The 25,970-nt window shown below is 59.9% G+C and carries 25 protein-coding genes; 7 read left to right on the forward strand and 18 right to left on the reverse strand.

What is annotated here, in order from left to right:
• Positions 1-226 precede the first annotated feature (226 nt).
• Both RBR25_RS03350 and RBR25_RS03355 read left to right on the forward strand, forming a co-directional pair.
• Positions 227-979, forward strand: coding sequence for a ZIP family metal transporter (locus RBR25_RS03350; RefSeq protein ID WP_432818111.1), 753 nt, complete (start codon positions 227-229; stop codon positions 977-979).
• 74 nt (positions 980-1,053) lie between these two features.
• Positions 1,054-1,995, forward strand: a complete 942-nt coding sequence (locus RBR25_RS03355) for an MBL fold metallo-hydrolase (RefSeq protein ID WP_432818112.1) — start codon at positions 1,054-1,056, stop codon at positions 1,993-1,995.
• A gap of 70 nt (positions 1,996-2,065) precedes the next feature.
• Here RBR25_RS03355 and RBR25_RS03360 read toward each other — a convergent pair whose 3' ends face one another.
• The 11 genes from RBR25_RS03360 to RBR25_RS03410 form a co-directional block, all read right to left on the reverse strand.
• The gene (locus RBR25_RS03360; RefSeq protein WP_432818113.1) at positions 2,066-2,698 is read right to left on the reverse strand and encodes a class I SAM-dependent methyltransferase; all 633 of its coding nucleotides are present in this window, start codon (positions 2,696-2,698) and stop codon (positions 2,066-2,068) included.
• 2 nt (positions 2,699-2,700) lie between these two features.
• Positions 2,701-3,702 carry a pyridoxal phosphate-dependent aminotransferase gene (locus RBR25_RS03365; protein WP_432818114.1) on the reverse strand — a complete coding sequence of 334 codons (1,002 nt, stop codon included), beginning with the start codon at positions 3,700-3,702 and terminating at the stop codon, positions 2,701-2,703.
• A gap of 119 nt (positions 3,703-3,821) precedes the next feature.
• Positions 3,822-4,589, reverse strand: a complete 768-nt coding sequence (locus tag RBR25_RS03370; protein WP_432818115.1) for an MBL fold metallo-hydrolase — start codon at positions 4,587-4,589, stop codon at positions 3,822-3,824.
• 156 nt (positions 4,590-4,745) lie between these two features.
• Positions 4,746-6,305, reverse strand: a complete 1,560-nt coding sequence (guaA, locus tag RBR25_RS03375; RefSeq protein WP_432818116.1) for a glutamine-hydrolyzing GMP synthase — start codon at positions 6,303-6,305, stop codon at positions 4,746-4,748.
• 64 nt (positions 6,306-6,369) lie between these two features.
• On the reverse strand, positions 6,370-7,842 hold the full coding sequence (guaB, locus tag RBR25_RS03380) for an IMP dehydrogenase (RefSeq protein WP_432818117.1): 1,473 nt from the start codon (positions 7,840-7,842) through the stop codon (positions 6,370-6,372).
• Between the two features lie 161 nt (positions 7,843-8,003).
• Complete coding sequence (locus RBR25_RS03385) at positions 8,004-9,074, reverse strand: M42 family metallopeptidase (protein WP_432818118.1); 1,071 nt, start codon at positions 9,072-9,074, stop codon at positions 8,004-8,006.
• Positions 9,075-9,126: 52 nt separating this feature from the next.
• The gene (locus tag RBR25_RS03390; protein WP_432818119.1) at positions 9,127-9,786 is read right to left on the reverse strand and encodes a histidinol phosphate phosphatase domain-containing protein; all 660 of its coding nucleotides are present in this window, start codon (positions 9,784-9,786) and stop codon (positions 9,127-9,129) included.
• On the reverse strand, positions 9,783-11,264 hold the full coding sequence (locus tag RBR25_RS03395) for a DUF4388 domain-containing protein (protein WP_432818120.1): 1,482 nt from the start codon (positions 11,262-11,264) through the stop codon (positions 9,783-9,785). Before RBR25_RS03395 ends, RBR25_RS03390 begins: the two co-directional genes overlap by 4 nt.
• 30 nt (positions 11,265-11,294) lie before the next feature.
• Entirely contained in the window at positions 11,295-13,178 is a 1,884-nt protein-coding gene (locus RBR25_RS03400; RefSeq protein ID WP_432818121.1) for a response regulator, read from the reverse strand.
• Between the two features lie 16 nt (positions 13,179-13,194).
• Positions 13,195-14,544 (reverse strand): tRNA (N6-isopentenyl adenosine(37)-C2)-methylthiotransferase MiaB, encoded by a 1,350-nt coding sequence (miaB, locus tag RBR25_RS03405; protein WP_432818136.1) that lies wholly within the window; start codon positions 14,542-14,544, stop codon positions 13,195-13,197.
• An 85-nt stretch (positions 14,545-14,629) separates the two neighbouring features.
• The gene (locus tag RBR25_RS03410; RefSeq protein ID WP_432818122.1) at positions 14,630-15,157 is read right to left on the reverse strand and encodes a hypothetical protein; all 528 of its coding nucleotides are present in this window, start codon (positions 15,155-15,157) and stop codon (positions 14,630-14,632) included.
• Between the two features lie 344 nt (positions 15,158-15,501).
• Here RBR25_RS03410 and typA point away from each other — a divergent pair, with 344 nt between their 5' ends.
• Both typA and amrA read left to right on the forward strand, forming a co-directional pair.
• Entirely contained in the window at positions 15,502-17,313 is a 1,812-nt protein-coding gene (gene typA, locus RBR25_RS03415) for a translational GTPase TypA (RefSeq protein ID WP_432818123.1), read from the forward strand.
• Between the two features lie 140 nt (positions 17,314-17,453).
• Positions 17,454-18,017: an AmmeMemoRadiSam system protein A gene (amrA, locus tag RBR25_RS03420; protein ID WP_432818124.1), complete on the forward strand. Its 564-nt coding sequence runs from the start codon at positions 17,454-17,456 to the stop codon at positions 18,015-18,017.
• Positions 18,018-18,088: 71 nt separating this feature from the next.
• On the opposite strand, the gene RBR25_RS03425 is transcribed toward amrA, so the two are convergent.
• The gene (locus tag RBR25_RS03425) at positions 18,089-18,448 is read right to left on the reverse strand and encodes a PilZ domain-containing protein (RefSeq protein ID WP_432818125.1); all 360 of its coding nucleotides are present in this window, start codon (positions 18,446-18,448) and stop codon (positions 18,089-18,091) included.
• A gap of 187 nt (positions 18,449-18,635) precedes the next feature.
• Between RBR25_RS03425 and RBR25_RS03430 the strand changes: the two genes are divergently transcribed.
• The gene (locus RBR25_RS03430) at positions 18,636-19,181 is read left to right on the forward strand and encodes an outer membrane protein (RefSeq protein WP_432818126.1); all 546 of its coding nucleotides are present in this window, start codon (positions 18,636-18,638) and stop codon (positions 19,179-19,181) included.
• Positions 19,182-19,200: 19 nt separating this feature from the next.
• On the opposite strand, the gene RBR25_RS03435 is transcribed toward RBR25_RS03430, so the two are convergent.
• Both RBR25_RS03435 and RBR25_RS03440 read right to left on the reverse strand, forming a co-directional pair.
• The gene (locus RBR25_RS03435; RefSeq protein ID WP_432818127.1) at positions 19,201-20,034 is read right to left on the reverse strand and encodes an alpha/beta fold hydrolase; all 834 of its coding nucleotides are present in this window, start codon (positions 20,032-20,034) and stop codon (positions 19,201-19,203) included.
• A gap of 17 nt (positions 20,035-20,051) precedes the next feature.
• Positions 20,052-20,312, reverse strand: a complete 261-nt coding sequence (locus RBR25_RS03440) for an antitoxin (RefSeq protein WP_432818137.1) — start codon at positions 20,310-20,312, stop codon at positions 20,052-20,054.
• Positions 20,313-20,404: 92 nt separating this feature from the next.
• Between RBR25_RS03440 and RBR25_RS03445 the strand changes: the two genes are divergently transcribed.
• A complete protein-coding gene (locus tag RBR25_RS03445; RefSeq protein ID WP_432818128.1) occupies positions 20,405-21,283 on the forward strand; it encodes a C40 family peptidase in 879 nt (292 codons plus the stop codon).
• 51 nt (positions 21,284-21,334) lie between these two features.
• Here the strand turns inward: RBR25_RS03445 and RBR25_RS03450 are convergent, their stop codons facing one another.
• The 4 genes from RBR25_RS03450 to RBR25_RS03465 are packed head-to-tail and all read right to left on the reverse strand — an operon-like array spanning position 21,335 to position 25,039.
• Positions 21,335-22,126: an FRG domain-containing protein gene (locus RBR25_RS03450; protein WP_432818138.1), complete on the reverse strand. Its 792-nt coding sequence runs from the start codon at positions 22,124-22,126 to the stop codon at positions 21,335-21,337.
• A gap of 19 nt (positions 22,127-22,145) precedes the next feature.
• Positions 22,146-23,045: a class I SAM-dependent methyltransferase gene (locus RBR25_RS03455; RefSeq protein WP_432818129.1), complete on the reverse strand. Its 900-nt coding sequence runs from the start codon at positions 23,043-23,045 to the stop codon at positions 22,146-22,148.
• A gap of 4 nt (positions 23,046-23,049) precedes the next feature.
• Positions 23,050-23,376 (reverse strand): YajD family HNH nuclease, encoded by a 327-nt coding sequence (locus tag RBR25_RS03460; protein WP_432818130.1) that lies wholly within the window; start codon positions 23,374-23,376, stop codon positions 23,050-23,052.
• A 16-nt stretch (positions 23,377-23,392) separates the two neighbouring features.
• Positions 23,393-25,039 carry a fatty acid--CoA ligase gene (locus RBR25_RS03465; RefSeq protein WP_432818131.1) on the reverse strand — a complete coding sequence of 549 codons (1,647 nt, stop codon included), beginning with the start codon at positions 25,037-25,039 and terminating at the stop codon, positions 23,393-23,395.
• A gap of 196 nt (positions 25,040-25,235) precedes the next feature.
• On the opposite strand from RBR25_RS03465, the gene RBR25_RS03470 reads away from it, so the two are divergent.
• Positions 25,236-25,784 (forward strand): hypothetical protein, encoded by a 549-nt coding sequence (locus RBR25_RS03470; protein ID WP_432818132.1) that lies wholly within the window; start codon positions 25,236-25,238, stop codon positions 25,782-25,784.
• Positions 25,785-25,970: the final 186 nt, after the last annotated feature.

Here is a 25,970-nt window from a genome sequence, read left to right on the forward strand (position 1 = left end):
CATACCCTGTTGCAAAGTCCCCCGCCAAGTGCGAAGCGCCAGGGGGGAGAGGAATGCGATAAAAGATCTTCACAAGCAGCGCGTCTTTTTATAAAGTCTGATCCATGGATAACGATGAAACAACTCTTAGATCACGAGCAGAAGATTCTGGTTTTTCTCCCGAAACGCCGATGCGGTTTGACCGGGGACTGGGTCATGTGACGCATCCCGGTCTCGGAGCCTGACGGTGGAACCGATCTCTACGACCTACGTCGCCGTCCTGCTGTTGGCCTCGCTATCCGTGGTTACCACGCTGGCGGGGGTTGCACTGGCGATCTACATCGGCAAGAACGAGCGAGCCATTGCTTTGGGAATCGGTTTCTCCGCCGGCATTATGCTGCTGGTCTCTTTCCTCGAACTGATGCCGGAAGCGACGGGTGAAGCCGGACTGGGGCGTGCGGTCACGGCCTTTACTCTGGGCGTGCTGATCGTCGCGGTGTCGCATTGGGTAATCCCGCATACCCACCTCGTGGAAGAACATGGCGCGTTCGCTCCAGGCCTGGTAAGAACCGCTTACCTAGTGGCCTTCGGCCTGATCCTGCACGACATCCCCGAGGGCTTCGCCATGGCCAACAGCTACATTGCCTCACCGTCCCTGGGCGTATTGGTGGGACTGGCCATTGCAATCCATAACCTCCCCGAGGAGTTCGCCATGGCGGTCCCGATCGTCATGGTCAAGAAAAAACGCTTCCTCTACGCGGCCGCGTTCCTCTCCGGGCTCGCCGAACCACTGGGCGCCATGATCGGCCTGGTGGCGGTGCACTTCCATCCGATGCTTAATCCGCTGTTCATGGCTTTTGCCGCCGGGGCCATGGTTTTCGTCTCCGTACATGAACTGCTGCCCATGGCCCGGCGCTATCACAAGATCGCTTTATTTGCCCTGGGGATGGCGATAAGCGTGGTGATCTACGCGCTGCTGGCCTTGGCTATACCGGAATGAATGCCTTGGCAGCGCTGTTCGGAGCCTGCGAGATCTTTATCCCCGGGAGTAAATAGGAAGCGAGAACGGCTAGCATGAGTCTTGAAATCATCGGTGCGGAATCCCTGGGCGTGCGCAGCCTGTGTTGCCGGGTGACCTTGCCGGATCGACGCATTGTCATCGATCCGGGCGTGGCTCTGGGTTACGTGCGTTACGGCCTGCTGCCCCACCCTGAGCAGATTGCCGTGGGGCGGCGCATACGGGCGCGAATCCTGAACGTGCTGGAGAATGCCACCGATGTGGTGTTCAGCCATTTCCATGGCGATCACGTACCCTTGGTGGACGCGAATCCATATCAGTTAGCGGTTCGTAGCCTGCCTCACGCTTTTCGGGAATTGCGGGCCTGGAGCAAATCCGGTGACGACCTCACGGGGGAGGTCAGCAATCGATTTCAGGATTTGGTCGATCTGCTAGGCACCAACATGCAGGTTGCAGAAGGGCAAACGGCGGGGAGGCTGTCCTTTTCCCGAGCCGTGCCGCATGGTACGCCGGGCAACAACCTGGGAACCGTGATGATGACGCGGGTGGAGATGGAAAACGCTGTCTTCGTGCACGCCTCGGACATCCAGCTATTGGAGGATTCGACCATCGATCTGCTGATCGACTGGCAACCGGATATCGTCCTGGCTGCCGGGCCGCCGCTCTATCTCAATCGCCTGAGCAACGCCCAGCGTGAAACGGCCTGGCATAATGCGGTGCGACTGGCGCAACACATTGACGTGGTCATTCTCGATCATCATTTGATGCGCAGTCGAGAAGGTGCGGACTGGCTGGATAGGCTATCCCAAACCGTTGGTAGGCAGGTCTATTGTGCTGCTGATTACATGCGTCAGCCGCGGCGGTTACTGGAAGCGGAAAGGGCGCGGTGGTACGAAGAGATGCCTGTGCCGGAGGGTTGGCACGATGAGTATGCCCAAGGCAAAGTGGATATCGACCGTTACCTGAACCAGTATCTTCTTCGTGGTTCGCAAGGCTAGATTCAAAACTGTTTGGACAACGACCGATCGGTACGGCGACCAGAATGCCGCTGCCAAGGGCGCACCGAAGTTACGGCCGTCTAACCCTCACCACGACAAACGCCCCCCGCCCGTAGCCGCTGCTCAAGGATTCGATCTCGCATGTCTCCTCCAGCGTCTTTGACAGGGTTTGCACCCACACCGGTTCGGTGAAACCGGCGTCGTTCAGCAGCAGATCCACTTCCTCCGCCGAGAAGAAGGTTGCGTCACGGTAAAACATACTCTCTGTCTGGTGTGCCAGATAGTGTCGACCGAGTGCGCTGGTGCGATCGATAAAGCCGATTACCAGCACGCCGCCAGGCTTCAGTACGCGCCAAGCCTCACTCAGCATGGCAGCGACGTCGTCCACGAAACAGATGGTGGTCACGCACAGGGCGCGGTCAAACAGACCGTCCGCGAAGGGAAGCGCTTCGGCAACCGCCTGCACAGCGGAAATGCCCCGCTGGGCTGCGTAGCTCAGCACGGCGTGGACCGGGTCGATGCCCACCTGCACGCCCAGCGGGGCGGCAAAACGACCGGTGCCGACCCCGATCGACAAACCCAATCCGTGCCAGGGCAGCTGGGCGCGAACCGCCAGCAGCTCCGAGTAGTAGGCCGCCGCGTGGCGCACGAACCAGTCGTCATAATGGCGGTGATGGGACTCAAACGGCGCGGTTTTTGGCATGGTTAGAGCAACTCTCGCAGGGCTTGGACGACGCGCGCATTATCGTCGGGCAGCGCGGTCGTTACGCGCATAAAACCGGGACCGAGGCTTGGATCACTTAATGGCTTGATGAAGATCCCGCGGTTCTTGAGACTGTTGGCCAGTTCGGTTGCGTCATGGGGCGCGAAATCGGCGAGAAAGAAGTAAGTCTGAGTCGGGAAAGTCCGCACACCAAGGGCGCAAAGTTCGGCAGCCAAACCTTCGGTCCAGGTACGCAGACGAGCCGCTCGCTCGCGGATTTTGTCTTCGTGTTGCAAGGTGGCAAGGGCCGCTGCTTGACTAGGCCGGGTCAGCGGATAAGCATCGTTGTGGGTGTTAAGGTCGTCGGCCAAGTCCTCGGGAAGGATGGCATAACCTACGCGGAAACCGGCCAGACTGTGAGCCTTGGACAGAGTGCGTGTAACCAGGAGGTTGGGATGGTTGGGCACCCAGTGGGCAACCGAGTTGCCGGCAAGGCCGATGAAGGCTTCGTCCACCAGGAATCGGGTAGCAGGATAGCGGCGCAGCAGTCCGGGCAGTGGGGTCATGTCGAAGCTGCCGCCATTGGGATTATTGGGATTGACGATGACCGCAAGGGTCGTGCCGTCAGGGATCATCAGTTCCCCGAGGTCAAAGGCGAAATCATTCTCCGGCAAGAGCCGAGTTTCGGTGTAATGCTGCGCGATCTCTGGAAACAGCGGGTAGGTGGGTGTGAGCAGATGCACATGTTGACCCAGCCTTTCGAACAACTGGCGCAGGATCAATTCAGAGCCGGCATTGATGTGCACCAGCCGTTGCGGCAGATTCAGGCTGTCCGCGATGAAGCGCCGCAAGGGTTCGGAGTAAGGCTCGGTGTAGTAATTGCTGCGCGGCACCTCGGCCTGCGCGGCGGCAATGGCCTCATCAATAGGAGGTAAGGGGTTTTCGCACAAAAGCAGCTTGATACCTTCGGACATACCGCCGCCCTTTTCACGTATCGATGTCATAGGCTAACTCCTTTAATGCCGTAGATATCCTGTTCAGGAAGACACTTTTTCGGATGCGCCCGGACTTTTTTTGCCGCTTCTTTGTATGCTCTTCTTGGACCAACGCAGAGGGATACTGCCTACCGCGTCACCTCAATGACGGCGCCTAAGCCGCCCTCCATAAAGTCATCCTGCCAGGCCTTGCGAAACAGCTCGATTGCATTATCCCCGGTGCAATGGCTCGGCGCGACCTTCCTGACGCCCAGCGCTTTCAATCGCTTGATAATCGCGTGAATCTCGGCATCACTGCTGCCGCCCAGGTGAAATCCTCCCATAAGCAAATAAATGTTTTTACCCAGATAAGTTCGTGCCTGCTCCGCCATATCCGCCACGTTGGGATGGGCGCAACCGGTAATCACCACAAGCCCGCGTGGTGAATCCACAATCAGGGCTTGTTCCTCAATGCCGTGGCTCATTTGCATTTCACCGGTCGAATAGATGTTATCCAAGAGCCGTCGTGGTCCGGACACGGTTTCAACCGCTGCGCCGAGTCGCATGACCTCTCGCTGGAACGATACCGGAAACGATTCAGGCAGGTATACGGTAACATCCGGATTGTGCGCCAGAAACGTGTCTAATCCGCCGACATGGTCGTCGTGGATGTGAGACAACACAACAGCATCAACCGCTTCGGCATCCAGACCGAGCCGTTGCATGTTCGCGAGCAGGATATCGCCGTTGCCGCCCGTGTCGAACAGGACGGTTTTATCCAAACCTTCGATCAGGCAGGCAAACCCCCAACTGGTCCTCAATCCCGCCTTGTAGGGCAGATTGTTGAACACGACATGGAAGCGAATCTTAGCTTCCGCCGCTCCCGCAGCGTCTGCCGCAATGATGGATTGTGTCATAAACAGGCTCCACCCCAAGAGTAGCATCAGCGAAATATTTCTTGATATACGCATATATGCACAAGGACGTGTTGCTCATTCTAACACGTAGGTGGGCGCCGCAAACAGATCGTCATCCTCACCGGTCCTGGTGGGGCCAGTGGGAGCAATGGGGAATCATTCCCACTCAATTGTCGCCGGCGGCTTGCTGGAAATATCGTAAACCACCCGGTTGATCCCTTTGACCTCGTTGATGATACGGTTGCTGATCTGGGCCATGTCCGCATAGGGGAGCGGATACCAGCCGGCGGTCATAAAGTCCTTGGTCTCCACGGCGCGCAGCGCCACCACGTATTCGTAGGTGCGGCCGTCGCCCATGACGCCGACGCTCTTTACCGGCAGAAAGACGGCGAAGGCCTGGCTGATCTTGTCGTAATGGCCGGTGCTGTAGAGTTCTTCGATGTAGATGGCGTCGGCCAGGCGCAGGATGTCGGCATACTCTTTTTTCACCTCACCGAGAATCCGTACCCCGAGGCCGGGACCGGGGAAGGGATGACGCCAGACCATGGCATGAGGCAGGCCCAACTCCTCACCGATAGCGCGGACCTCGTCCTTGAAGAGTTCGCGCAAAGGTTCGAGCAGTTGCAGCTTCATGGTGTCGGGCAACCCGCCGACGTTGTGATGACTCTTGATGTTGTGGGCCTTGCCGGTCTTGGCCCCGGCCGACTCGATAACATCGGGGTAGATCGTCCCCTGCGCCAGCCACTTGGCGTCGGTGAGCTTGTTCGACTCTTCCTCGAAGATGTCGACGAACAGACCGCCAATAATCTTGCGCTTGCGCTCGGGGTCGGCAACCCCGGTCAGAGCCGAAAGAAAACGCTCCTCGGCATCAACACGGATGACCTTCACCCCCATGTTGCGGGCGAAAGTGGCCATCACCTGATCGCCCTCGTTGAGACGCAACAGGCCGTTGTCGACGAAGACGCAGGTGAGCTGATCGCCGATGGCGCGATGGATGAGCGCCGCCGCCACCGAGGAGTCGACCCCGCCGGAAAGGCCGAGGATGACCTGGTCGCTTCCAACCTGCTCGCGGATGCGGGCAACGGCGTCGTCGATAATCTGCCCCGGGGTCCATTGGCCGGTGCAGCCGCAGATGTCACGAACAAAGGTGTCAAGCAGTTGCTGACCGTGGGGGGTGTGATTGACTTCCGGATGGAACTGCACGCCGTAGAGACGCCGCGCCGTATTCTGGATGGCGCAGACCGGGGCGTTGCCGGTACCGGCGACGACCTCGAAGCCTGCCGGGACCGCTTCCACATGGTCGCCGTGGCTCATCCACACCGGACTTTTACCCTCGATGAAAAAGCCGGCGAAGAGCGGCCCCGGTTGTCCCTGGGCAAGGAGTTCGGCATGACCGAACTCGCGTTTTCCCGCCGGCACCACCCGCCCGCCGAAATGGCGGCTCATCAGCTGCATGCCGTAGCAGATGCCGAGCACCGGCACGCCGAGTTCGAACAATTCCTCGGCGATGGCCGGCGCGCCCTCCTCATAAACCGACTTGGGCCCGCCGGAGAGAATGATCCCTTTGGGGGCGAAAGCACGGATCGCCTCGATGCCCATATCGAAGGGATGAAGCTCGCAGTAGACGTGGGCCTCCCGCACCCGGCGGGCGATGAGCTGGGTGTACTGGGAACCGAAGTCGAGAATCAGGATTTTTTCGCTGTGGATGTCGGACATAAAGGCTCTCCTGTAAGGGCTAGGCACCGCCTCGCCCTGGGCGACCCGGCGGGTCGCTCCTTCCCTACCCTTGCCGTTCGACCCGGTAGTTGGGGGCTTCGTGGGTGATGGTGACGTCATGGACGTGGGATTCACGCAGGCCGGCGTTGGTGATGCGCATGAAGCGGGCCTTTTGCTGCAACTCGGCGATGGTGCGGCAGCCGGTATAACCCATGCCGGCGCGCAGACCACCCATCAGTTGATGGATGTTGCTGGAGAGGCTACCGCGGAAAGGCACCCGCCCTTCGATCCCCTCGGGAACAAGTTTAACGTCGCTGTCCACATCCCCTTGGAAATAGCGGTCCTTGCTCCCCTGCTTCATGGCGCCGAGGCTGCCCATGCCACGATAGGTCTTATAGGTTCGGCCCTGATAGAGGATGGTTTCGCCGGGGGATTCGTCGGTGCCGGCAAAGAGGGAACCGATCATGATAACGTCGGCGCCGGCGGCGATGGCCTTGGGCAATTCGCCGGAATATTTGATGCCACCGTCGGCGATGAGAGGGATTCCGGCCTTGCGGGTCACCTCGGACACGTCGGCGATAGCGGTGATCTGCGGCACCCCGACCCCGGCGACGACCCGGGTCGTGCAGATGGAACCAGGACCGATACCGACTTTGACCGCGTCGACCCCAGCCTTGATCAGGGACGCAGCCGCCTCGGCGGTGGCGATGTTTCCGGCGATCAGTTGCAGGTCGGGATAGGCCCGTTTGGTGTCGTGCACGGCGTCGAGCACACCCTGGGAGTGGCCATGAGCGGTATCGATGACGACGACATCGACCCCAGCCCTGACCAGAGCTTCGAGACGCTCCTCACGATCGCCGGCGACCCCCACCGCCGCCCCGACCCGCAGTCGACCGAAGTCGTCCTTGCAGGCGTTGGGATATTTACGGACCTTTTCAATGTCCTTGATGGTGATCAGACCTTTGAGGTTGTAGCTGTCATCAACGACCAGAAGCTTCTCGATACGATGCTGGTGCAGATGGAACTTGGCTTCCTCCAAGGTGGTGCCGGGGGGAACGGTGACCAGTTTGTCCTTGGTCATGACGTTGGCGATAGGTTGATCGAGTTTGGTCTCGAAACGCAGGTCGCGGTTGGTGAGAATCCCCACCAGCTTGCCGTCCCTGGTGATCGGCACCCCGGAGATGCGGTATTTTTCCATCAGCTCCAGGGCCTCGTAGATTTTCTGCTCGGGATGCATGGTGATCGGATCGACGATCATGCCGCTCTCCGACTTCTTCACCTGGTCGACCTCCAGGGCCTGCTCGGCGGGAGTCATGTTCTTGTGGAGGATGCCGAGGCCCCCCTCGCGGGCCATGCAGATCGCCGTCCGGTTTCCGGTGACGGTATCCATGGCGGCGGAAAGAAGCGGGATATTCAGGCGGATGCGAGGGGTCAGTTGGGTGGTGAGATCGGCCTCCTTGGGCAGTACGATCGAATGGGCGGGAACGAGAAGCACGTCGTCGAAAGTGAGTCCTTCACGGATCACGGGATCCAGCATCGCCAGCTCCTTTTGTCTTGAGGGGGGGAGGAAAAATATTAATCGGTGATACTATCCAAGCCGATCCGCTTGCGTCAAGGTAAAATCCGTTAAAAATTCTCAAACAGGATTGGCCCGGCAACGTCCTGAAAGTCGTGCCGGGCCAGAGAAAAAGTCACCGGTCAGTGGGGAATAAACTGGCCGACGCTTTCGATACGGTACATGAGAGCGGCCAGAAGCTTAACGGTATGTTCCAGGTCGTCGAGGGAGAGAAGTTCCACCGGCGTATGCATGTAGCGCAGGGGAACGCTGACCAGCGCTGCCGCCGTGCCGCCCCGGGAGAGTTGGATGACGTTGGCGTCGGTACCGGTGCCGCGCGGTGCACCCAGCACCTGGTAGGGGATATTCTCGGCGCGGGCGGTGGCGACGAGCAGGTCGAAAAGAACCGGATTGACGTTGGGACCACGGGCAATAATCGGTCCCTTGCCGATCTTGAATTCGCCGATCTCCTTCTTGTCCATCTCCGGGTAGTCGGTGGCGAAACCGACATCGACGGCGATGCCGACATCGGGATTGACCCCGTAGGCGCTGGTGGTGCCGCCGCGCAACCCAACCTCCTCCTGGACCGTGGTGACGACATGGAGATCGACCGGCGCCGGTCCCCGCCGCCGCACTTCCTGCAAGACGCGAGCAACAACGAAAGCCCCCATCTTGTCGTCGAAGGCGCGGGAAATGACCCGATCCCCCTGGAGGCGCTCCAGCCCCACGGCGAAGGTCGCGGGATCGCCGATGGCCACCAGCTTCTCGGCCTCGGCCCGATCAAGGCAACCGATGTCGATGAACTGGTTCTTGAGTTTGACCACTGTCTCCCGGTCCTTGGTCTCTATCATGTGGATCGGCTTCTTGCCGACAACGCCGAGAACCGGTCCGGAAGCGGTGTGGACATAGACCCTCTGCCCCGGCACCAGATGGGCATCGACCCCACCGATGGCGGCGAAAAAGAGAAAGCCGTTGTCGTCGATGTGCTTGACCATGAAGCCGATCTCGTCGCAGTGACCGGCGAGCATGACCCGGGGGCAATGCTCCCCGGCTCCGGCAATGCGGGCGATGACGTTACCCATAACGTCCGTGTGCAACTCATCCGCCACCGGCTCGAGCACCCGCCGAATGACCCGCTGCGCCGGTTGCTCAAAGCCCGAGGGGCTGGGGGTTTCCACCAGTTCCTTCAAAAAATCGAAATCCGTCTGTTCCATGGTTACCAAATCCTTCAATGAGAAATTTCCCTTCAGCCTTCGGTCTTCAGCCTTACAACCTTACCCCCACCGCCCTGAAAACCAGCTCTTCCGAATTTCTCCGGCACTGCTCGAACTGATCTTCGCTGAGCCCGGCTCCGAGGGCGATTTTGCGGGCCATTTCCAGCGACACCAGATCACCGGGGGCGTGGGCATCATTATTGATGACCAGTTTCGCCCCCGCCGCCAGCGCCAGTTTGGCGACATGACCGTTGGTCAGCGAATGTCCTTTACGCGTAGTGATTTCCAGACAGACTCCGCCCTGGGCGGCAAGGGCGGCCTCCTCGGCGGTCAGCAGCCCGGGGTGGGCAAGGATATCGATCCCGGCCTCGATGGCCGCCCGGTTGGTGCCGGGGGCCACCGGCTCGACGATCGTTTCGCCGTGCAGGACGACCAGTTTTGCTCCGAGGGAACGAGCCTCGGCCGTCGCCTCGGCGATCATTGCCGGCGGGATGTGGGTCAGTTCAATGCCGGGGATCACCACCAGCCCCAGGGACTTGCCGAGTTCCTGGGCGATGCGGGAAAGGCGCGGAATGATCAGGTCCAGGTTGGAGAAATCCCCGTGATCGGTGATCGCCAGGGCGCGATAACCGGCCACCGCCGCACGGCGGGCCAACTCGAAGGGGATCAGTTCGCCGTCGCTGAAAACGGTATGGGTATGCAGATCGATCATGATTCCTCCCGTGCCGGCAGCGGCCGGCGGAATTGGGATGCGAAAAAAGCCAACAGCTCGTGAAAGTCTTTGCGATCCCCCTTTTTCAGAAGAAACGCCCCCGTTTTCGGCTCGTTGAAGGACACCATCGCCACCGGGGCCTGGGCGCGTTCTTCGAAAAATTTCCGGGCCGTCGCCATCTCCGCCCCTTCGGACAGACAAAGTACGCCGAAAAGGCGCCGCAGAAAGGGGGTCCACAGGGGAGCGGCCTCGCGGGTCGCGGGCAGCACGAAAAGACGCAGAGCGAAAGTCTCGTTGATCAGCAGCCGGCCGATATCCCCCAGACCCAAGCCCTCATCCCCAAGGAAGAAGTCATGGGCCGGGTCAAACTCGCCGATCCCCTGCAGGGTGCGCACGAAGCGCCGCACATCCTCGGATTCGGCGGCCAAGAGAAGCAGCTTGGCCGAAGCCTCATCAAGGAGCACCTCACGCTCGCCAAGATGATCCTTGATGAGGATAACCTCCTCGGAACTGAGCAGGGGGGTCCGTCCGGGATCCTCCAGTCCGCAATCCCGGCGCACATCAAGCAATCCTTTGTCGATGAGCACCTTGAGGATCTGCAGCACTTCGAAATCGGGACGAGGGCAGTGGTCGAGAATCTCCCGCACCTGGGAATAATACTCGGTCAGGACGAGAATTTCCTGGGTGGTCGGCCGCAAGCCCCGGGGCAACCGGTCACGGGGAATCTTCAGTTCGAGGCAGTCTCCCGGATCCGGCAAAACAGCGGACTGGGCGGCCATTTCATCCTGCTGCCGCAGCCCCTCGATGATCAGGTGATCAACCGGAACAGTGATGCGGACCTCCGTATCGACCCCTCCAGGCGAGAACCAGAATTCCCCCTCTTTCCAGCCGAGCAGGCGAAAGAAAGCCTTTTCACCGTCAACCCGGCCAAGACGGGCATTGACCACGCATCCCTCACGGAGAAAGATCATCCCCCGGGCCCCGGCGCTATGCAGGGAAAGAACCCCCTCCTTGCGGTTGACCCCAAGGACCTGCACCAGGTCGGTCACGGCGATCTGATCGAGATGGCCGCGAATGTCCTTCTCTTGACGTCCGACCTGGGCGGTCTTCTCCAGGCGATTGAAGTGGCCGAGTATCGCCGACAGAAGTTGCTCAGGATTAAAGGGCCGGGGGAGAAAACCGTCCTTGTGTCGGCGGAAGCCCTCCACTTCCTGACCCTCGCAACCGACATAGAAAAAGGCCATGCGCTCGGTACGGGGGTTGGAAAGAAGAATCTGGACCAGTCGCGTCGCCGGGAGGAGCGCCACCTCGGTATCGAGCACCATGAGATCAGGCGCCAGGGAGAGGCAGATCTCCAAGGCCCGCGCCCCGTCGGGGCAATGCTGGACCTGCAAGCCGTTCTGCCGCAACAGATCAATCATGCCGACCAGATCCGGCCGGTCGCCGGCGAGCACGATCTTGTTACACAACCTGGTCACGAAAAACTCCTGAAATTGGCGGAAATACCGCTAGATCTGCGCCTGAAGCTGATACTGTTCCTGAAGTTTGGCGATCATGTTCTCGACAAAGTAGAAGTCCGAGGTATGAAAACCGAGCAGTTCTTCCCCTCGGCGACGGGCAAAGAGGGCATAAGCACAATCTTCATTGAGATAAAGGATAAAGGGGATTTTCCCGAAAGCGTCGTCGTCCATATAGAGCGGGACGAGACGCTGGTAATCCCAATGTGCGCGAGTCCTGCCGCCGAGAAGGAAGATCGAGGTCGCGGACTTCTCCAGAGCCTCGACGTGACGCAGGGATTGCCGGACCTTGTCGAAATCGTCGCAGCCGCGATAGATGATCCCCCGTACCCGGCTCGACTCCACTACCTCGCGGCAAAAGGCGCGTATGATTTCGTCGAGACGCACGGCGGGCATACGGAAATAGCGGCAGCGCAAATCGTCCTCCTTCACCGACAGAGGACCGGATATCCCCCCCGTTTCAGTCGCGACGGAATAATCGCCGGGGGTGCCGAGCAGACGCTCGACCAAGGGCCAGAAGGGGGTTTCGGCGATGCCGGGGCGATGGAAAAGGCTCTTTTTCAGCCGTTCCAGGCGAAGACCGGCGACCGCCCGCAACTCTTGGAAAGTCGCTCCGTCCGCCGGATAGGCCGCCGATCGCAGATAGAGGGCGATCGGCAAACTCTTTTTCAGATCGCAGACGCTCAGCATCCCCTTGAGAGCCTTGCGGATCCGTTTCTGGGCGACCAGCGACCCCCAATAGTCGGTCTCCGGCAGCAGCATGTAATACTCGTCGAAAGCAGCCATGGCGAGGATGTCGGCATCGCGCAGGACCGAATTGATCGCCTCGATGATCCGCCTCATCGCCTCATCCAGTTCGTGGCCGCGAAAGTGGGCGGCGAGTTGGCGGTGGTTGTCGATGCTCAGCCGGATCAGGGACAGACCACGGCCGTAGCGGCGGGACTTGTGCAGCTCCTTGTCGATATGATCCTGAAAAAAGGTCATGTTGTAGGCCTGCCCCCGGGGAACCCGCAGGGTATTCTGTTCGAGATCGCGCACCAGCAGAACATTGTGCAAGGCGCCGGCGGCGAACTCGCCGACCAGGGCTGCGATCTTGAGATCCCGCCGAGTGAAGGCCTCGCGCGCCACCGGAGCCTCGATACGGATCAGCGCCGTACCCTCGCTGCCGACCGCCAGGGGCAGCCAGAGGTTCGCACCCTGACCGGCCGTTACCGGCTCACCGGTAAAGAGCAGGGCGCGCAGGGTTTCGTCGGGAGTCAGCGTCTCCTCGTCCGCGGCCACCTTGACCAGACCGCGCCGGCAACGGAGGCGGTAGTGCCGACCGTCGAAGCCGGGAAGCCAGAGCAGCCCCCCTTCCGCCTGCAAGAGCTCCATCAGGGTGTCGATGATCTGGTCCCCGAGCCGATCAAGATCGTGAATGCGCAAAAAAGCCAGACACTTCTGATAGTAACCCAAGGTCTGGTGAAACTCGATGTTCTCGTCGAGGAGCTTCTTGTGCTCGACCCGCAGAGCCTGGCGGAAAAGGATTTTTCCGACCAGCAGCAGAAACTCGTCGGGATTGACCGGTTTGAGCAGATAATCGGAGACCCCGCGTTTCATCGCCTCGACCGCGGCGGAGGCATCGTTCTTGTCGGTGACGACGACGATTTCCTGGGCGGGGTTGTGGCGACGAATGCTCTCGGTGATGTCCTCGTTTCCGACACCGGCGTGCAACTCGGTGACGACCAGATCGAACTCTTCGCGGCGCAGTGCCTCCATGGCGTCACGCACACCGGCGGCGGTACGCACATAATAGCCGTCGTTGCCGAGCAGCTCCTGATAGAGCGTCCGCGAGGCCCCGTCGTTATCGATGGCGAGAATTCGTCCTTTGGCCATAGCCTTAGCCTGCCTGTCAACCGTGCGAAGGGGCCTGATCCGTCACCAGACACCCGAGATGGGAATTACGATAGACTTGGGTGATGTGCACCGGCACCAGGCTCCCGATCAGATCCCGAGGGCCGGCGAAATTGACGATGCGGTTCCAGGTGGTCCGCCCGAAGAGTTGCCCCTGGCCCTGGCGGCTCTCCCCCTCGACCAGCACCTCCAGAATCGCCCCCGCGTCCCGCTCCCGCCATTGTCGGGAAATGTCCTCCTGTATCTTAAGCAGCCGATCGAAACGGGCCTGGCGTTCCCCGGCGGTCAGCGAGTCTTCGAGCTTGACCGCGGCGGTGCCGCTCCGGGGGGAATAGATGAAAGAGTAGATATCGACATAGTTCACCTCTTCCGTCAGGCTCAGGGTATCGGCAAAGTCCTCCTCGCTCTCGCCGGGAAAACCGACGATGATGTCGGAGGACAGGCGAATTTCGGGCCGCACCCGACGCAGGCGTCGCACCCGGTCCAGATATTGCTCCCGGGTGTAGCCCCGGTTCATCAGACGCAGAATCCGGTCCGACCCGCTCTGCACCGGCAGATGGATATGGTTGCAGAGCTTTTTCAAAGAACCGAAGCAGTCGATGAGTTCATCGGAAAGATCCTTGGGATGGGATGTGGTGAAGCGGATGCGGACGATGTCGTCGATCCCTTCCACTTCGGCCAGCAGCCGGGCAAAGGAGAGTTCCCCCGGCACCCCGACACCGTAGCTGTTGACGTTCTGGCCGATAAGGGTCACCTCGCGCACGCCGGAAGCGGCCAGTTGGCGGATTTCGTCGAGAATTTCCCCGCTCGGACGGCTGATTTCGCGGCCGCGCACCAGCGGAACCACGCAGTAGGAGCAGAAATTGTCGCAGCCCTGCGTAACCGTCACGAAGCGGGTCACGGCTTCGCCCCCGCTGCGCTGCGGAAAGAGCCGCAGGCGTGTTTCCCGGTCATGAAATTCGAGAGCGTGGCCGCGCCGGTGCCGGATTTCGACATCGCGCAACAGATCGGGAAGACGATGGATGTTATGGGTGCCGAAAACCAGGTCGAGATAGGGGATATCCTTGAGCAGTTTCTCCCCCTGCTGCTGGGCGACGCAGCCGCCGACCCCGAGAATCAGGCCGGGCCGGACGGCCTTGAGGGGCTTGTAGCGGCCGAGATGGCCGTAGACCTTGCGTTCGGCCTTGTCGCGAATGGCGCAGGTGTTGAGCAGAATCAAATCGGCATCCTCCGGTCGGTCGGCAGGGGCATAATCCATCCCCCGGAGCAGATCGACGATCTGCTCCGAGTCGACGACGTTCATCTGACATCCGAAGGTTTCGAGAAAAAAATGTTTTGGCATGATTATGAGGAATCGTCCTTGATGATTTTGATCGGGAAATGATAAGCGGATTGCTCCGCTTCCGTCAAACGGAATCAGGGATTTCCCTGAATCACAGGGTCGTGCGGTTCACTTCGTGACCGTTGCGTACCAACGCCTCTTCAAGCAAGGTCAGGAGCGCGGCGGGATGCTCGACGGCAAGGAAGCTCAGAACGGCACCCCCTTCCGCAGAGACGGCACGCACATGAGCCAGTTCCGGGCCCAGCGGTTTGACGCGAAAGCTGCATAGGCTCGCAAGTGGAATACTTTCGAGATGCGGACGAAAGAGGCCGCGACGAATCAGCAGACGCTGGGTGGTGACGGCATAGCCGACCCGGCTCCACTCCAGACGCGCCAAGAGCAGATGGCCGACGGCCAGGTAGAGTCCGGCGAGCCAGAAGGGGACCGGTATCAGGGCCGGCCAGGGCCAGGGCTGAGCCTTGGCGAGCCCACAGGCGATCACCTGCCAGTAAATGGCCACCGCCAGAAGCAGTACCCCGAAGAGGGAATGGACCCAGTTCCGGAAAGTGAAGGCGCGGGGCGCGGGGCGCCCTTCCCAGGTGAGGTTTTCCCCCAAAGCGAGATCGTCATTCCAGTTCATTTCTTTTACCTCCAAAAGCCGCAGTCGTTCGGCGGCAAATTGACTCGGTTTGCTGCGGGAATCGGTCTCCCTTATGAACAAGGGGTCAGGATAAAGGAAAACGGCGATCGGATAAAGGGCAAAGACGAGCCGCGAAAGAACAAAATCCTCCTGAACTTGCCGTTGATACGTTTTTTTCTGGTACAGATCGCATTGACTGGTTTATAAATATGCGGTTGTGCCGCATCACTTGCGCCACCTTTTCTGCCTTACCGTCCCCGCCACCGGCGCTCCCCACGAACCAATCTTCGCCGCCGCGGGTTTGAAAACCCCGAAAAAGCCAACCTCAGGAGCCAACGCTACACATGCCAGAAATGATTCGCAACATCGCCATCATCGCCCACGTCGACCACGGCAAGACCACACTGGTCGATGCCATGCTCAAGCAGTCCGGGGTTTTCCGCGAGAACCAGGTCATCACCGAACGGGTCATGGACAGCAACGACATCGAAAAGGAGCGGGGCATCACCATCCTCGCCAAAAACCTTTCGGTTCACCATAACGGCTACAAGATCAACATCGTCGACACCCCAGGTCACGCCGACTTCGGCGGCGAGGTCGAGCGCGTGCTGAAAATGGTCGACTCGGTCCTGCTGCTGGTCGATGCTTTCGACGGACCCATGCCCCAGACCCGCTTCGTCTTGAAGAAATCCCTCGACCTGGGGATCAAGCCGATCGTTGTCATCAACAAGATCGACCGCCCCGGCGCCCGCCCCGAGGAGGTCGTCAACATGGTCTTCGATCTCTTCTGCGAACTCAACGCCAACGAGGAACAACTTGATTTCCCCATCGTCTACTCAAGCGCCAAACTCGGCTTTGCCAAGCGCGAACTGAGCGACGAATCGAGCAACCTCGAACCCCTTTTCGAAATGATCCAGAAGCGGGTCGCGCCCCCCGTAGTCAATCCTGACGCTCCCTTCCAGATGCTGGTCACCAGCATCGATTACAATGACTACATCGGCCGTATCGCCACCGGCAAGATCTTCAACGGCCGAGTCAAAGCCGGCGAAACCATCGTCGCCATTGACCGCCAGGGCAAACAGACCCGCGGCCGCATCAGCAAGCTCTTGGGTTACGAAGGGCTCAAACAGGTGGAAGTGGACGAAGCCTACGCCGGCGACATCGTCACCATCGCCGGTTTCGAGGAGATCGGCATCGGCGAAACCCTGGCCGGACTTTCCGATCCCCAACCCCTGCCCTACGTCGCCATCGATGAACCAACCCTGTCCATGAACTTCATGGTCAGTGATTCGCCTTTCGCCGGCCGCGAGGGCAAGTACGTCACCAGCCGCAACATCCGCGACCGGCTGATGAAGGAGTTGCGCACCAACGTCTCGCTGCGCGTCGAGGAGACGGACAACACCGACACCTTCAAGGTTTCCGGACGAGGCGAGCTGCACCTGTCGATCCTCATTGAGAACATGCGCCGCGAAGGCTTCGAACTTTCGGTTTCCAAGCCCGAGGTCATCTTTCGCGAGATTGACGGTGTGCGCTGCGAACCGATGGAATACCTGGTGATCGACGTACCCGAAGAGTTCCAGGGGACGGTCATCGAAAAACTCGGCACCCGCAAGGCGGAGATGGTCTCCATGCAGCCGATGGATGGTACCAATCGCCTTGAATTCGTCATTCCCGCGCGGGGTCTGATCGGCTTCCGTACCGAATTTCTCACCGACACCCGCGGCACCGGGGTGATGAACCACACCTTCCATGAATACGCTCCCTACAAGGGGCCCATCGCCGGACGCAAAAACGGCGTACTCATCTCCATGGAAAATGGCGAAACCGTCGCCTACTCCCTCTTCAGCCTGCAGGACCGGGGGATTCTCTTCGTCGCTCCCGGGACGGACGTCTACGAGGGGATGATCGTCGGCCAGCACGCCAAGGAGAACGACCTGGTGGTCAACGCCTGTCGCGGCAAGAAGCTGACCAACGTTCGCGCTTCCGGCTCGGACGACGCCATCCGCCTGACTCCGGCCACCGTTCTCACCCTGGAACAGGCCCTGGAATATATCGACGAGGACGAGTTGGTGGAGGTTACCCCCAAATCGATCCGCCTGCGCAAACGCTTCCTCGACGCCAACGACCGCAAGCGCCAGGAAAAGAGTCGCAAATAAAAGAGCAAGCCTCGCCCTGTCGGCGGGGCTTTTTCATGACCAGCGATTTCGCGCCGATACGATCTTGAAAAGCCCGGGGATTGTTTTTATATTGATCCGGTCGAAAGTCTAAAGCCGAGACTCCCTGTTCAGGAGGAACCGTGGAAGAGACCCTTACCCCCAAGGAACAAGAGATTCTGCTCGCCATCGCCCGGCAGGCGGTGATCGACTGCGTGTGCGGCAACGGCGATTATGTCGAGCCGCGCGAGGAGCAGTCCTTAAATGTTCGCCGGGGCTGCTTCGTAACCATCAAACAACAGGGCCGACTGCGCGGCTGCATCGGCAATTTCCAGTCGGAATTGCCCCTCTTCAAGGAGGTTGCAGCCATGGTTCGCGCCTCGGCGACCTGTGATCCCCGCTTCTATCCCATGAAAGAGGAGGACTTGGCCGATTTCACCATTGAGATCTCGGTCCTCTCACCGTTGGAAAAGATCGACGACATCGAGCAGATCGTCATCGGCCGACACGGCATCTATCTGGAAAAGGGATTCTATCGGGGGGTACTCCTGCCCCAAGTGGCCACCGAACGCCAGTGGGACCGCCTCACCTTCCTCAAACAGACCTGCCTCAAGGCGGGACTGGCTTCCGACGCCTGGAAAGCCGAGGACTGCGAAATCTACCTCTTCGCCGCCCAAGTCTTCGGCGAAGAAGAGAACCTCTGCTGAAAGACCACACTATCAACGAAAAAAGGCGGAACCGTACGGTTCCGCCTTTTTTCGTTGATAGTCAGCCGGAATCAAACCGCACCGGCGAAAGAGTAATATTTCATGATCATATCGATGCGGGCCGCGTCCTCCTCGGAGATCTCAATGATCCGCAAACCGGCGTCGAAAAATTCACTATTGATCGAAGGGCGGCACCAGCGGCACTCCGCCGTGCAGTCCACCTGGGAGACTCCCCCCAATTTCTTGGGCAGCAGGATTTGCAACTGATAAAGACGGTTGACCGCCAGGGGATGCTCGTGGATCAGCATCAGACCTTCGGCGGTAAGATCGACCAGCCGACCGGTGGGTTGACCGATTTCCGCATCGACCACTTCCAGATAAAAAACTGTTTGTTTTCTCTGGCTTTTTCGCTGTTCCATTCCCGCGCCCATAGTTGACCTCCTGTTCCCTGCGATATCCTTGTCTCCCCGACAGATCGGGATATGGCACCATCCTACACGAAATCGCCGCTTATCTCCATCCTCCAAAGCGGAACAAACGACTGAAAAAATTCACCTGCCCCTCCCCTGCCCGTTTGCGGCGATTGTCTGACGAAGGCTTCGGTGATAAATTGTGTCTATGGCTTCCCTGTTCATAAAATACCGGCATCTTGCTCTTCTCGTCCTGGCGCTCCTGCTGCCGCCGGCGCCGTCCGGCAGCGAGGCGGAAGTCGCCATACCCACGTCACCCCTCGGACTCGGTGCCTTTGGCGAATCGGTTCGCGATTTTTCAAGCTTCACCCTGCTCCCCCTCGACCTGACGGCCTCGGCCCCCACTCTCAGCCCGCGCGGACATGATGAACCTCCCCTCGCCCTGGGTAAAGTCGGCGGCATCGCCGCCCTGCGCCTGAGTACCGAAAGTCCCGTCTCCCCCTATGTCGGTGCCGGACTGAACACGATCGAGGGAGAGCAGGAATCGGTTCTCGAAACCTTCGCCCATCGCGAGGAAGGAACACGCTATCAACTCGGCGCGGGGGTTGGCGTCGATCTGGGCAAATCGACCCGTCTCGGTCTCGATTACCGCTACACCCCCGCCGCCGACAGTTCCCTGCTGGACGCCGCCTCACCCGACGAAGCCGAAGGCGAACGCCATCGCATCTCCTTCGGCCTGGAATTCCTCTTCTGAAAAAGCCGTCGCTGCCGGTCTATCCTTGATGTTTCGCCAGAATCTCATCCATGTGCCGGAGCGGCAGGGAAAAATGTCCTTCGCCGGGAACCAGGTGCAACGTGCAATGAGGCAGATTCGCCGATCCGTGCCAGAGTTGCACGGGGAGATCCAGCGCGGACAATGGGAAGCCCCAAGTCCGATGATAAACGGCCATGTCGGCAACGGCGCCGCGTCCCTTTTGCGACAGGGCTTCCCGCAGCGATTGAGCCATCGCCGCAAAGACTCCAACATCCCGAAAAACCTCCCGGTCCTGGGGCGCGGCGCCAAGAAGCAACGCGCGCAGAACCCCCTCCGGATAACGGTGGATCAACCGCAGCAGATTGCCCCCTACCCCCTTAGAAAAATCCGGGAAACGCTGCGACACTGAGAGCGCGAGGCGCAAAAGCCAAGGCAGCCGGCGATACAATTCCGGAGCGCCCAAAGGCCCCAAGGGGCAAACCAGACTCAAAAACTCCACCCGCTCGGGAAAAGCAGCGGCACAGGCCAATGCAAAGGGGGCGCCGCCGGAAACGCCAAAAATGTCGAAGCGTTTTAGCCCTAGGGCATCAGCCAGCGCCGCCACATCCACCGGCCAGTCATCCAGGCGCCGGTCGGGCAGATCGTCAGAGAGGCCGTAACCCGGCCGGTCCAAGGCGAGCAAGCGAATCCCCAGACGTGCCGCCGCGCCGTCGGCCAGTGCCGCTTCCAGTCGGGAGCCGGGGAAACCGTGAAAATAGAAGAGCGGTCGTCCCTCCGTCATGCCGTATTCGGCATAGCCGAGCCTGCGTCCATCCACCAGCTTATGGATCAAAGCATTTCCCGCGCCCGTCATGATCCTTTCCCTTGCGCTCAAGGAGCGGCCAGCAAACCTGCCAACTTCTCCAACTTCTGCGCCACCGCTGCCCTGACCCGTTCATCGCCGAACATGAAGGTCAACTGGCCGATCATCAGGGTGACATCGGCCAGTTCCGAAATGATCTGCTCTTCGCCGATCTTGTCCCGCTTGAAATGCTTGAGCGCCGCAATCAGCTCGGCGCATTCTTCTATCGCCTGATCATATTGGGCCTCGACCCCCCATTTCTCCAGGGCCGCCCGATAGACTTGCTCCATTTTCTCCACCCGTCACCCTCCCTGTCGACCTTGTTAATCCCCCAGCCCTGTGTTAACCTTCCGCAACCGTTCCCATTAATCCACGAGGATCCATGATTTTCCGCTTCTTCGGAAGAGCCTTCGCGCTTTTGCTCCCGGTCCTGCTGGCCGGCTGTCTCACGACCGAGCCCCGCCGTCCGCTGTCGAAGGCGATCTTCCTCAAGGCCCCCCGGCCAACGGCCACGCCGACGGTGAAAGCCCCCCCTGCCCCCGAATCCGGCGAAGGAAAGTACGTTCCCAAAAGCCTCAAGCCGGCACTGGTCTGCGCCACCCCTCCCGTTCCGTTGAAAATCCTTGGCTACTCCATCCAGGTCGGCGCCTTCTCCAACCCCGACAACGCCGTCCGCTTCGCCGCCCTGCTCGAAAGCCGGGGGATTGACGCCTACTCCTTTTTACACGATTCGGGACTCTATAAAGTCCGTTTTGGCGATCACGACAGCTATGCCGCCGCCCGCGCCGAAGCGGAAACTCTGCAAAAGCAGAAGCTGATCGACGAGTTCTTCGTCGTGCGCCCCGAAGATAACGCGGTGGAGCGCATCCGCCGCAGCGGCAAGGGCGATCTGCGTGAGGAACTGGTCGCCACCGCCCGGCGCTTTCTCGGTATCCCCTACCTCTGGGGAGGAACCGACGCCCAGGACGGCTTTGATTGCAGCGGCCTGACCATGGTCACCTACCGCCTCAACGGTCTCAAACTCCCCCGCACCTCCCGCGACCAGTACTGCACCGGAAAACCGGTGGAAGGAAACAACGTGCGCAAAGGCGACTTGGTCTTCTTCGCCACCAACGACGGCACGAGCATCTCGCACGTCGGTCTCTATGTTGGCGACGGGAAGTTTATCCATGCCCCCCGGCGCGGCAAAGATGTCTGCGTCACCAGCCTGAGCAGCCGCTACTACCAGAAGCGATACATGGGCGCACGGTCGTATCTTTGAGCGGCTGCGATCCTCCTGCGACAATCCTGTTTTTACGCCCCATTCATCAGACTATCCTTTCGGACTGTAATGCCGCTTGAGCCAGCGGCTGAGACCGTCGAGGCCGGGGAAGAGGACGCGCTCGGTGATGTTGGCCTGATCGAGTTTGTCGCGGATTTCCCATTTGAGTTCGGCGGGGATGATGATCTTGCGCCAGATTTCCGGATGATCCGCGAGCCACTCATCGACCGGCCTGAGGGGGTCGGACATGATCGAGAAGAAGGCAAATTGGTTGACGATGCGGTCTTCCATGGAGGGGGGCTCGAAGAACATGACGAAATCCTCCATCGCCAGGTTACCGAGATCGCCCAGGGACCAGATCGATTCGGCCAGCATCTCGACGGTAAAGACATTGGCCCCCTCCCGCTCCAGGGATCCGCGCAGGCTGGCCGGCAGCATCTGGTGGGCGCGCACGTAATTGACCGCCCAGATGACGCCCTCGACATCGAATTTCTCGATATTGGCGGTGGCGAAATGCATGGCGACAAAAGGGGAATAGGTCCAGTCGAGCAAGCGGGTGGGCAATCCGAAATGCTGGGCCATAGAGAGCCAGTGCCAGATGGAATCGCCACCGGCCACCGAACGGTGGGCGTACTTCTTGAAGTTGCGCAGGATATGGCGCTCAATGTCGACAAAGTTGCCACCCAGCCGGATCAAGCTGGTGAGCAGCGGATAGCGGGCATCGGAGAGGCCGCGAAAGGCGTTGCGGGAACGAAAGCGCCCCAGGTGCGGGCTCCAGGAGTCGCTGAAGAGTTCTTCCTGCAGTTCGTTCCAACTGTTGATTCGTACCTCGTTACCTTGCATCATCTCCCCTTGGTCGTGTTTACGGCAGTCGATAATGGAACAGACAGGTGCCCTGATCGGGATCGACCTCGGGGAAATCCTCCCCCGGCGTCCGCACAGCGAGCCGTTCCGCCATCGGCAGCAGCGTCGCGACCAGGTTTTCAATGAAGCCCGCCGGCAGCCCCGGCCCGTTGCGGCAGAGCAGAAATTCTCCCCCCGGGGCCAGCAACTCGAGCAAGCGGCGCAGCAGTTTCGGCCAGTGTCGTTCGGCGGTAAAGCTCTCCCCCTGAGTCGCCGGTGGGTCGCAAATAACCAGATCGAAAGGTCCCAGCCGCGTCAGCTTGCCGAAACTTCGGAAGAGTTCGTGGGGCAGGTAGCCGACCCGCCGGGGATCGAGATCGTTGAGTCGGTGATTGAGACGGCCGAGTTCCAGGGCGCCCCGGTTCATGTCGAGATTGACCACCCGGCACGCGCCGCCGGCTAAGGCCGCCACGGAAAAGCCACACGTATAGGCGAAAAGGTTGAGAACGTCACGCCCCGCCGCGATTTGCCGTACCAGCCGCCGGCCGCCGGCCATGTCGGGGAAAAAACCGATATTCCGACCCTGCCCCAGGCGCAGCCGGTAGCGCAGACCGCCCTCGACGGCATCGACCTCGGCCGGGAGCTCTCCGGCCACTACACGACTGGGGGATTGCGGCAGATAACGTTCCTGCACCAGCACCGCGACCGTCCCGGCAACCTCTTGCAGCAAGAAAACAGCGAGATCCGTCAACCATGAAGACGGGCGCGGCTGATAGAGAATGACCAAGGTCAGGGGCCCGTAGCTGTCGATGGTCAGATCTTCAAACCCTGGGAAAATCCGGCCGCGGCCGTGAAAAAGACGGCGCGCCTCACCATCCCGCGGCAGGTGGCGACGGATTTCCTCGCGCACAAGCTCCATCGGGCTACTTTTTCCCGCCCTTCAGGTAATCCGCGAGCAGACTGCGGCTGTGTTCGTCGTCATGGCAGTAAACACAGAGATTTTCCCAGTTGCTGCCGTCGGCGGGATTGTTGTTGTGATTGCCGTCCTTGTGATGAACGGTCAACAGATGCAGGTTGTCCGCCTCGAACTCGCGACCGCACTTGGCGCAGATCCAGCCATGCAGCTTGAGGGATTTCTCCCGGTAGTTTTCCCCGGCTTCCATTTCGTTCTTCATCTTGCGCACCAAGGCGTCGGCCTCGGCTTGCGATTTGACCGTCACCGGCTTGCGCGGACGAAAGGTTTTTCCCATCTCGATAACCCTCCCCTCACAGATATTTCTCCCGCAAGGCCACCTTGTTAACCTTGCCGACACTGGTCTTGTCGATCTTCTCGACGAACCGGACCCGAAGCAGCACCACCTGTTTGGAAATCATCCCCTTTTCGGCATATTCCCTGACGAAATGCAGGATCCCCTTCTCGGCGGCCTTTTCCTCCCCCTCCTCGCGACGCACGACTAGGGCCAGGGGGCGCTCACCCCAGCGATCGTCGGGCTGGCCGATGACCGCCACCTCGGCCACCGCTGGGTCGTGGGCGATGATGTCCTCCAGTTCCAGGGTGGAAATCCACTCGCCGCCGATTTTGATCACATCCTTGCTGCGGTCGGTGATCTTCACATAGCCCCGGGCATCGATATGGGCCACGTCGCTGGTATGCAGCCAGCCACCGTCCCAGAGCTTCTCCGAAGCGCGATGATCCTTGAGATAGCCCTGGGTCAGCCAGGGGGTCCGCACCACGATCTCGCCGGAGGACCGACCGTCACGAGGAACGTCGCGCCACTGCTCGTCCACCACCCGCAACTGCACCAAGGGGAGCGGTACCCCGGTTTTGCAGCGTATCGCGGCCTGTTCTTCCGGAGTATCATCGAGCATCTCGGGAGTCAGTTGAGCCAGGGTCAGGATCGGGCAGGTTTCCGACATGCCGTAGCCGGTGAAGATATCGATCCCCCGGCGCATCGCTTCCAGACAAAGGGCTTTGGGCAGGCTCGCGCCACCAACGATAACCTTCCAGCCGGACAGGTCAACCGACGGCGAAACCGGTGATTTCAAGAGCATGTGCAAAATGGTCGGCACACAATGGGAAAAAGTGACCTTTTCCCGGTCAATGAGTTCGAGCAGTTGTTCGGGAACGTAGCGGCCGGGATAGACCTGTTTCAACCCCAGCAGGGTCGCGGCATAGGGCAGCCCCCAGGCGTGGACGTGGAACATCGGCGTGATCGGCATGTAGACGTCTTGACGGTGCAGCCGCCCTTGGAAAAGGGGGGTGCCGAGAGCCGCCACCACGCCGAGGGTATGCAGCACCAGTTGCCGGTGACTGAAGTAGACCCCCTTGGGCAGACCGGTGGTGCCGGTAGAATAAAAGGTGGTGGCACGGGTGTTCTCATCAAAATCGGGGAATTCGAAATGGGTGGCCGAGTCGGCGAGCAGAGATTCGTATTCACCGGCGAAGGGGATGGCCGATTGGGGAGGGGCCGGCTCGTCATTGATCAGCACGTAGCATTTCAGCGTATCGATGCGCCCCTTGATCTGATCGAGGATCGGCAGAAAATCGCCGTTGATCAGCAGCACGTCGTCCTCAGCGTGATCGATGGTATACAGAATCTGTTCCGGCGAAAGGCGAACGTTGATGGTGTGCAGCACGGCGCCGAGCATGGGGACGGCGAAAAAGCACTCCAGATAACGGTGGCTGTCGTAATCCATGACCGCCACCGTATCCCCCGTCTTGACTCCCAGGCGGGTCAGAGCATTGGCCAGTCGACAGATGCGTTCGCGCAAGGTAAAGTAATTACCGCGCCACTGGTTGCGATAGACGATCTCCTGTTCGGGCCGGTTTACCAGGGGAGCATAGAGCAGTTGTTTGATGAGCAGTTGATAGGAATGGGCCGACGCGGTGCGGGGGATGAGACTCTCGGGCATGAAAAAGACCTCCGTTGCGAGGAGAATAGCATCCTGAAACAAGACTGGTCGGCAGGATAGCATTGACGGTGTCGGCCGGAAACAAAAAATCCCCGGCAACGTCCGGCCGGGTGGGGTGAACGTACACTAAATATTGGACTGGGACGGGATATCCGGGTATAATCACCCAACTTTTCCCCCTCGGACAGGTTCTTTTATGAAACTGCGCGCAATTCTTTTCAGTCTTTTCATCGCCGGGCACACCCTCTTTCTTCTTCTCGGACCGGAATCGGTGCGCCATATTCCGGCAGGTTTCATTTACTGGCCCCTCAGCCTTCTCGCCTGGATCAAGCTGCCGGTCTTTTCCGCGCCGGTGGTCAACGGCTGGGCCGCGCCTTCCTTTTACGGCTGGTTCGTGATCCTCGTCTTCTGGAGCACCCTCTGGTGGCTGCTGGCGAGTCTCCTCACCCATCCCTTTCGCAATCCGGCATCACCCACCATTGCTGAAGCCAACCCCCTTTTTCGTCTCGTCGCCAACACCCTGGTCAACGGCATCGCCCTCTTGCTTTACGGCATCGGCCTCGCCGCCCCTCTGGTCCCAGCGGTCGGGCGCGCGACTTTCATCGAAATCCTGCTCTTGGCCGGGCTTCCCTGCGCCCTGCTCGTAGTCTGCGCAAGTAAATCGCGAAAACTGGTGAACAAAGGCTTCTTCCTGTTGCAAAGCGTACTTCTTGCCGGCTCCGCCATCTATTTCATCTATTTCTGATAGCAACCTTCTTGCCGCAACGAAAAAAAGGGATTCGGAACGTAAGCATTCCGAATCCCTTTTTTGTTTGCCCAGCGTAGCGGGCAAACCCGGCCTGTTGCAAGAGACAGGCGTCACCCCGGCCAGGGGGAAGACAATCCGAATCGCAAGGGCGTTGCTGGTAACGGCAGGGTCTGAAGGAAGCGA

It is taken from the genome of Trichloromonas sp. (assembly GCF_034006665.1).
In the GTDB taxonomy this organism is placed as follows: domain Bacteria; phylum Desulfobacterota; class Desulfuromonadia; order Desulfuromonadales; family Trichloromonadaceae; genus Trichloromonas.

Bases quoted from the DNA above. Each gene is read 5' to 3' on its own strand.
- guaB (WP_432818117.1), bottom strand. From the start codon at position 7,842: ATGCTGGATCCCGTGATCCGTGAAGGACTCACTTTCGACGACGTGCTT.
- RBR25_RS03365 (WP_432818114.1), bottom strand. From the start codon at position 3,702: ATGACATCGATACGTGAAAAGGGCGGCGGTATGTCCGAAGGTATCAAG.
- RBR25_RS03410 (WP_432818122.1), bottom strand. From the start codon at position 15,157: ATGAACTGGAATGACGATCTCGCTTTGGGGGAAAACCTCACCTGGGAA.
- RBR25_RS03425 (WP_432818125.1), bottom strand. From the start codon at position 18,448: ATGGGCGCGGGAATGGAACAGCGAAAAAGCCAGAGAAAACAAACAGTT.
- RBR25_RS03430 (WP_432818126.1), top strand. From the start codon at position 18,636: ATGGCTTCCCTGTTCATAAAATACCGGCATCTTGCTCTTCTCGTCCTG.
- RBR25_RS03400 (WP_432818121.1), bottom strand. From the start codon at position 13,178: ATGGCCAAAGGACGAATTCTCGCCATCGATAACGACGGGGCCTCGCGG.
- RBR25_RS03450 (WP_432818138.1), bottom strand. From the start codon at position 22,126: ATGCAAGGTAACGAGGTACGAATCAACAGTTGGAACGAACTGCAGGAA.
- RBR25_RS03435 (WP_432818127.1), bottom strand. From the start codon at position 20,034: ATGACGGGCGCGGGAAATGCTTTGATCCATAAGCTGGTGGATGGACGC.
- typA (WP_432818123.1), top strand. From the start codon at position 15,502: ATGCCAGAAATGATTCGCAACATCGCCATCATCGCCCACGTCGACCAC.
- RBR25_RS03465 (WP_432818131.1), bottom strand. From the start codon at position 25,039: ATGCCCGAGAGTCTCATCCCCCGCACCGCGTCGGCCCATTCCTATCAA.
- RBR25_RS03455 (WP_432818129.1), bottom strand. From the start codon at position 23,045: ATGGAGCTTGTGCGCGAGGAAATCCGTCGCCACCTGCCGCGGGATGGT.
- RBR25_RS03355 (WP_432818112.1), top strand. From the start codon at position 1,054: ATGAGTCTTGAAATCATCGGTGCGGAATCCCTGGGCGTGCGCAGCCTG.
- RBR25_RS03390 (WP_432818119.1), bottom strand. From the start codon at position 9,786: ATGATCGATCTGCATACCCATACCGTTTTCAGCGACGGCGAACTGATC.
- guaA (WP_432818116.1), bottom strand. From the start codon at position 6,305: ATGTCCGACATCCACAGCGAAAAAATCCTGATTCTCGACTTCGGTTCC.
- RBR25_RS03470 (WP_432818132.1), top strand. From the start codon at position 25,236: ATGAAACTGCGCGCAATTCTTTTCAGTCTTTTCATCGCCGGGCACACC.
- RBR25_RS03460 (WP_432818130.1), bottom strand. From the start codon at position 23,376: ATGGGAAAAACCTTTCGTCCGCGCAAGCCGGTGACGGTCAAATCGCAA.
- RBR25_RS03360 (WP_432818113.1), bottom strand. From the start codon at position 2,698: ATGCCAAAAACCGCGCCGTTTGAGTCCCATCACCGCCATTATGACGAC.
- RBR25_RS03370 (WP_432818115.1), bottom strand. From the start codon at position 4,589: ATGACACAATCCATCATTGCGGCAGACGCTGCGGGAGCGGCGGAAGCT.
- RBR25_RS03445 (WP_432818128.1), top strand. From the start codon at position 20,405: ATGATTTTCCGCTTCTTCGGAAGAGCCTTCGCGCTTTTGCTCCCGGTC.
- RBR25_RS03440 (WP_432818137.1), bottom strand. From the start codon at position 20,312: ATGGAGCAAGTCTATCGGGCGGCCCTGGAGAAATGGGGGGTCGAGGCC.
- RBR25_RS03385 (WP_432818118.1), bottom strand. From the start codon at position 9,074: ATGGAACAGACGGATTTCGATTTTTTGAAGGAACTGGTGGAAACCCCC.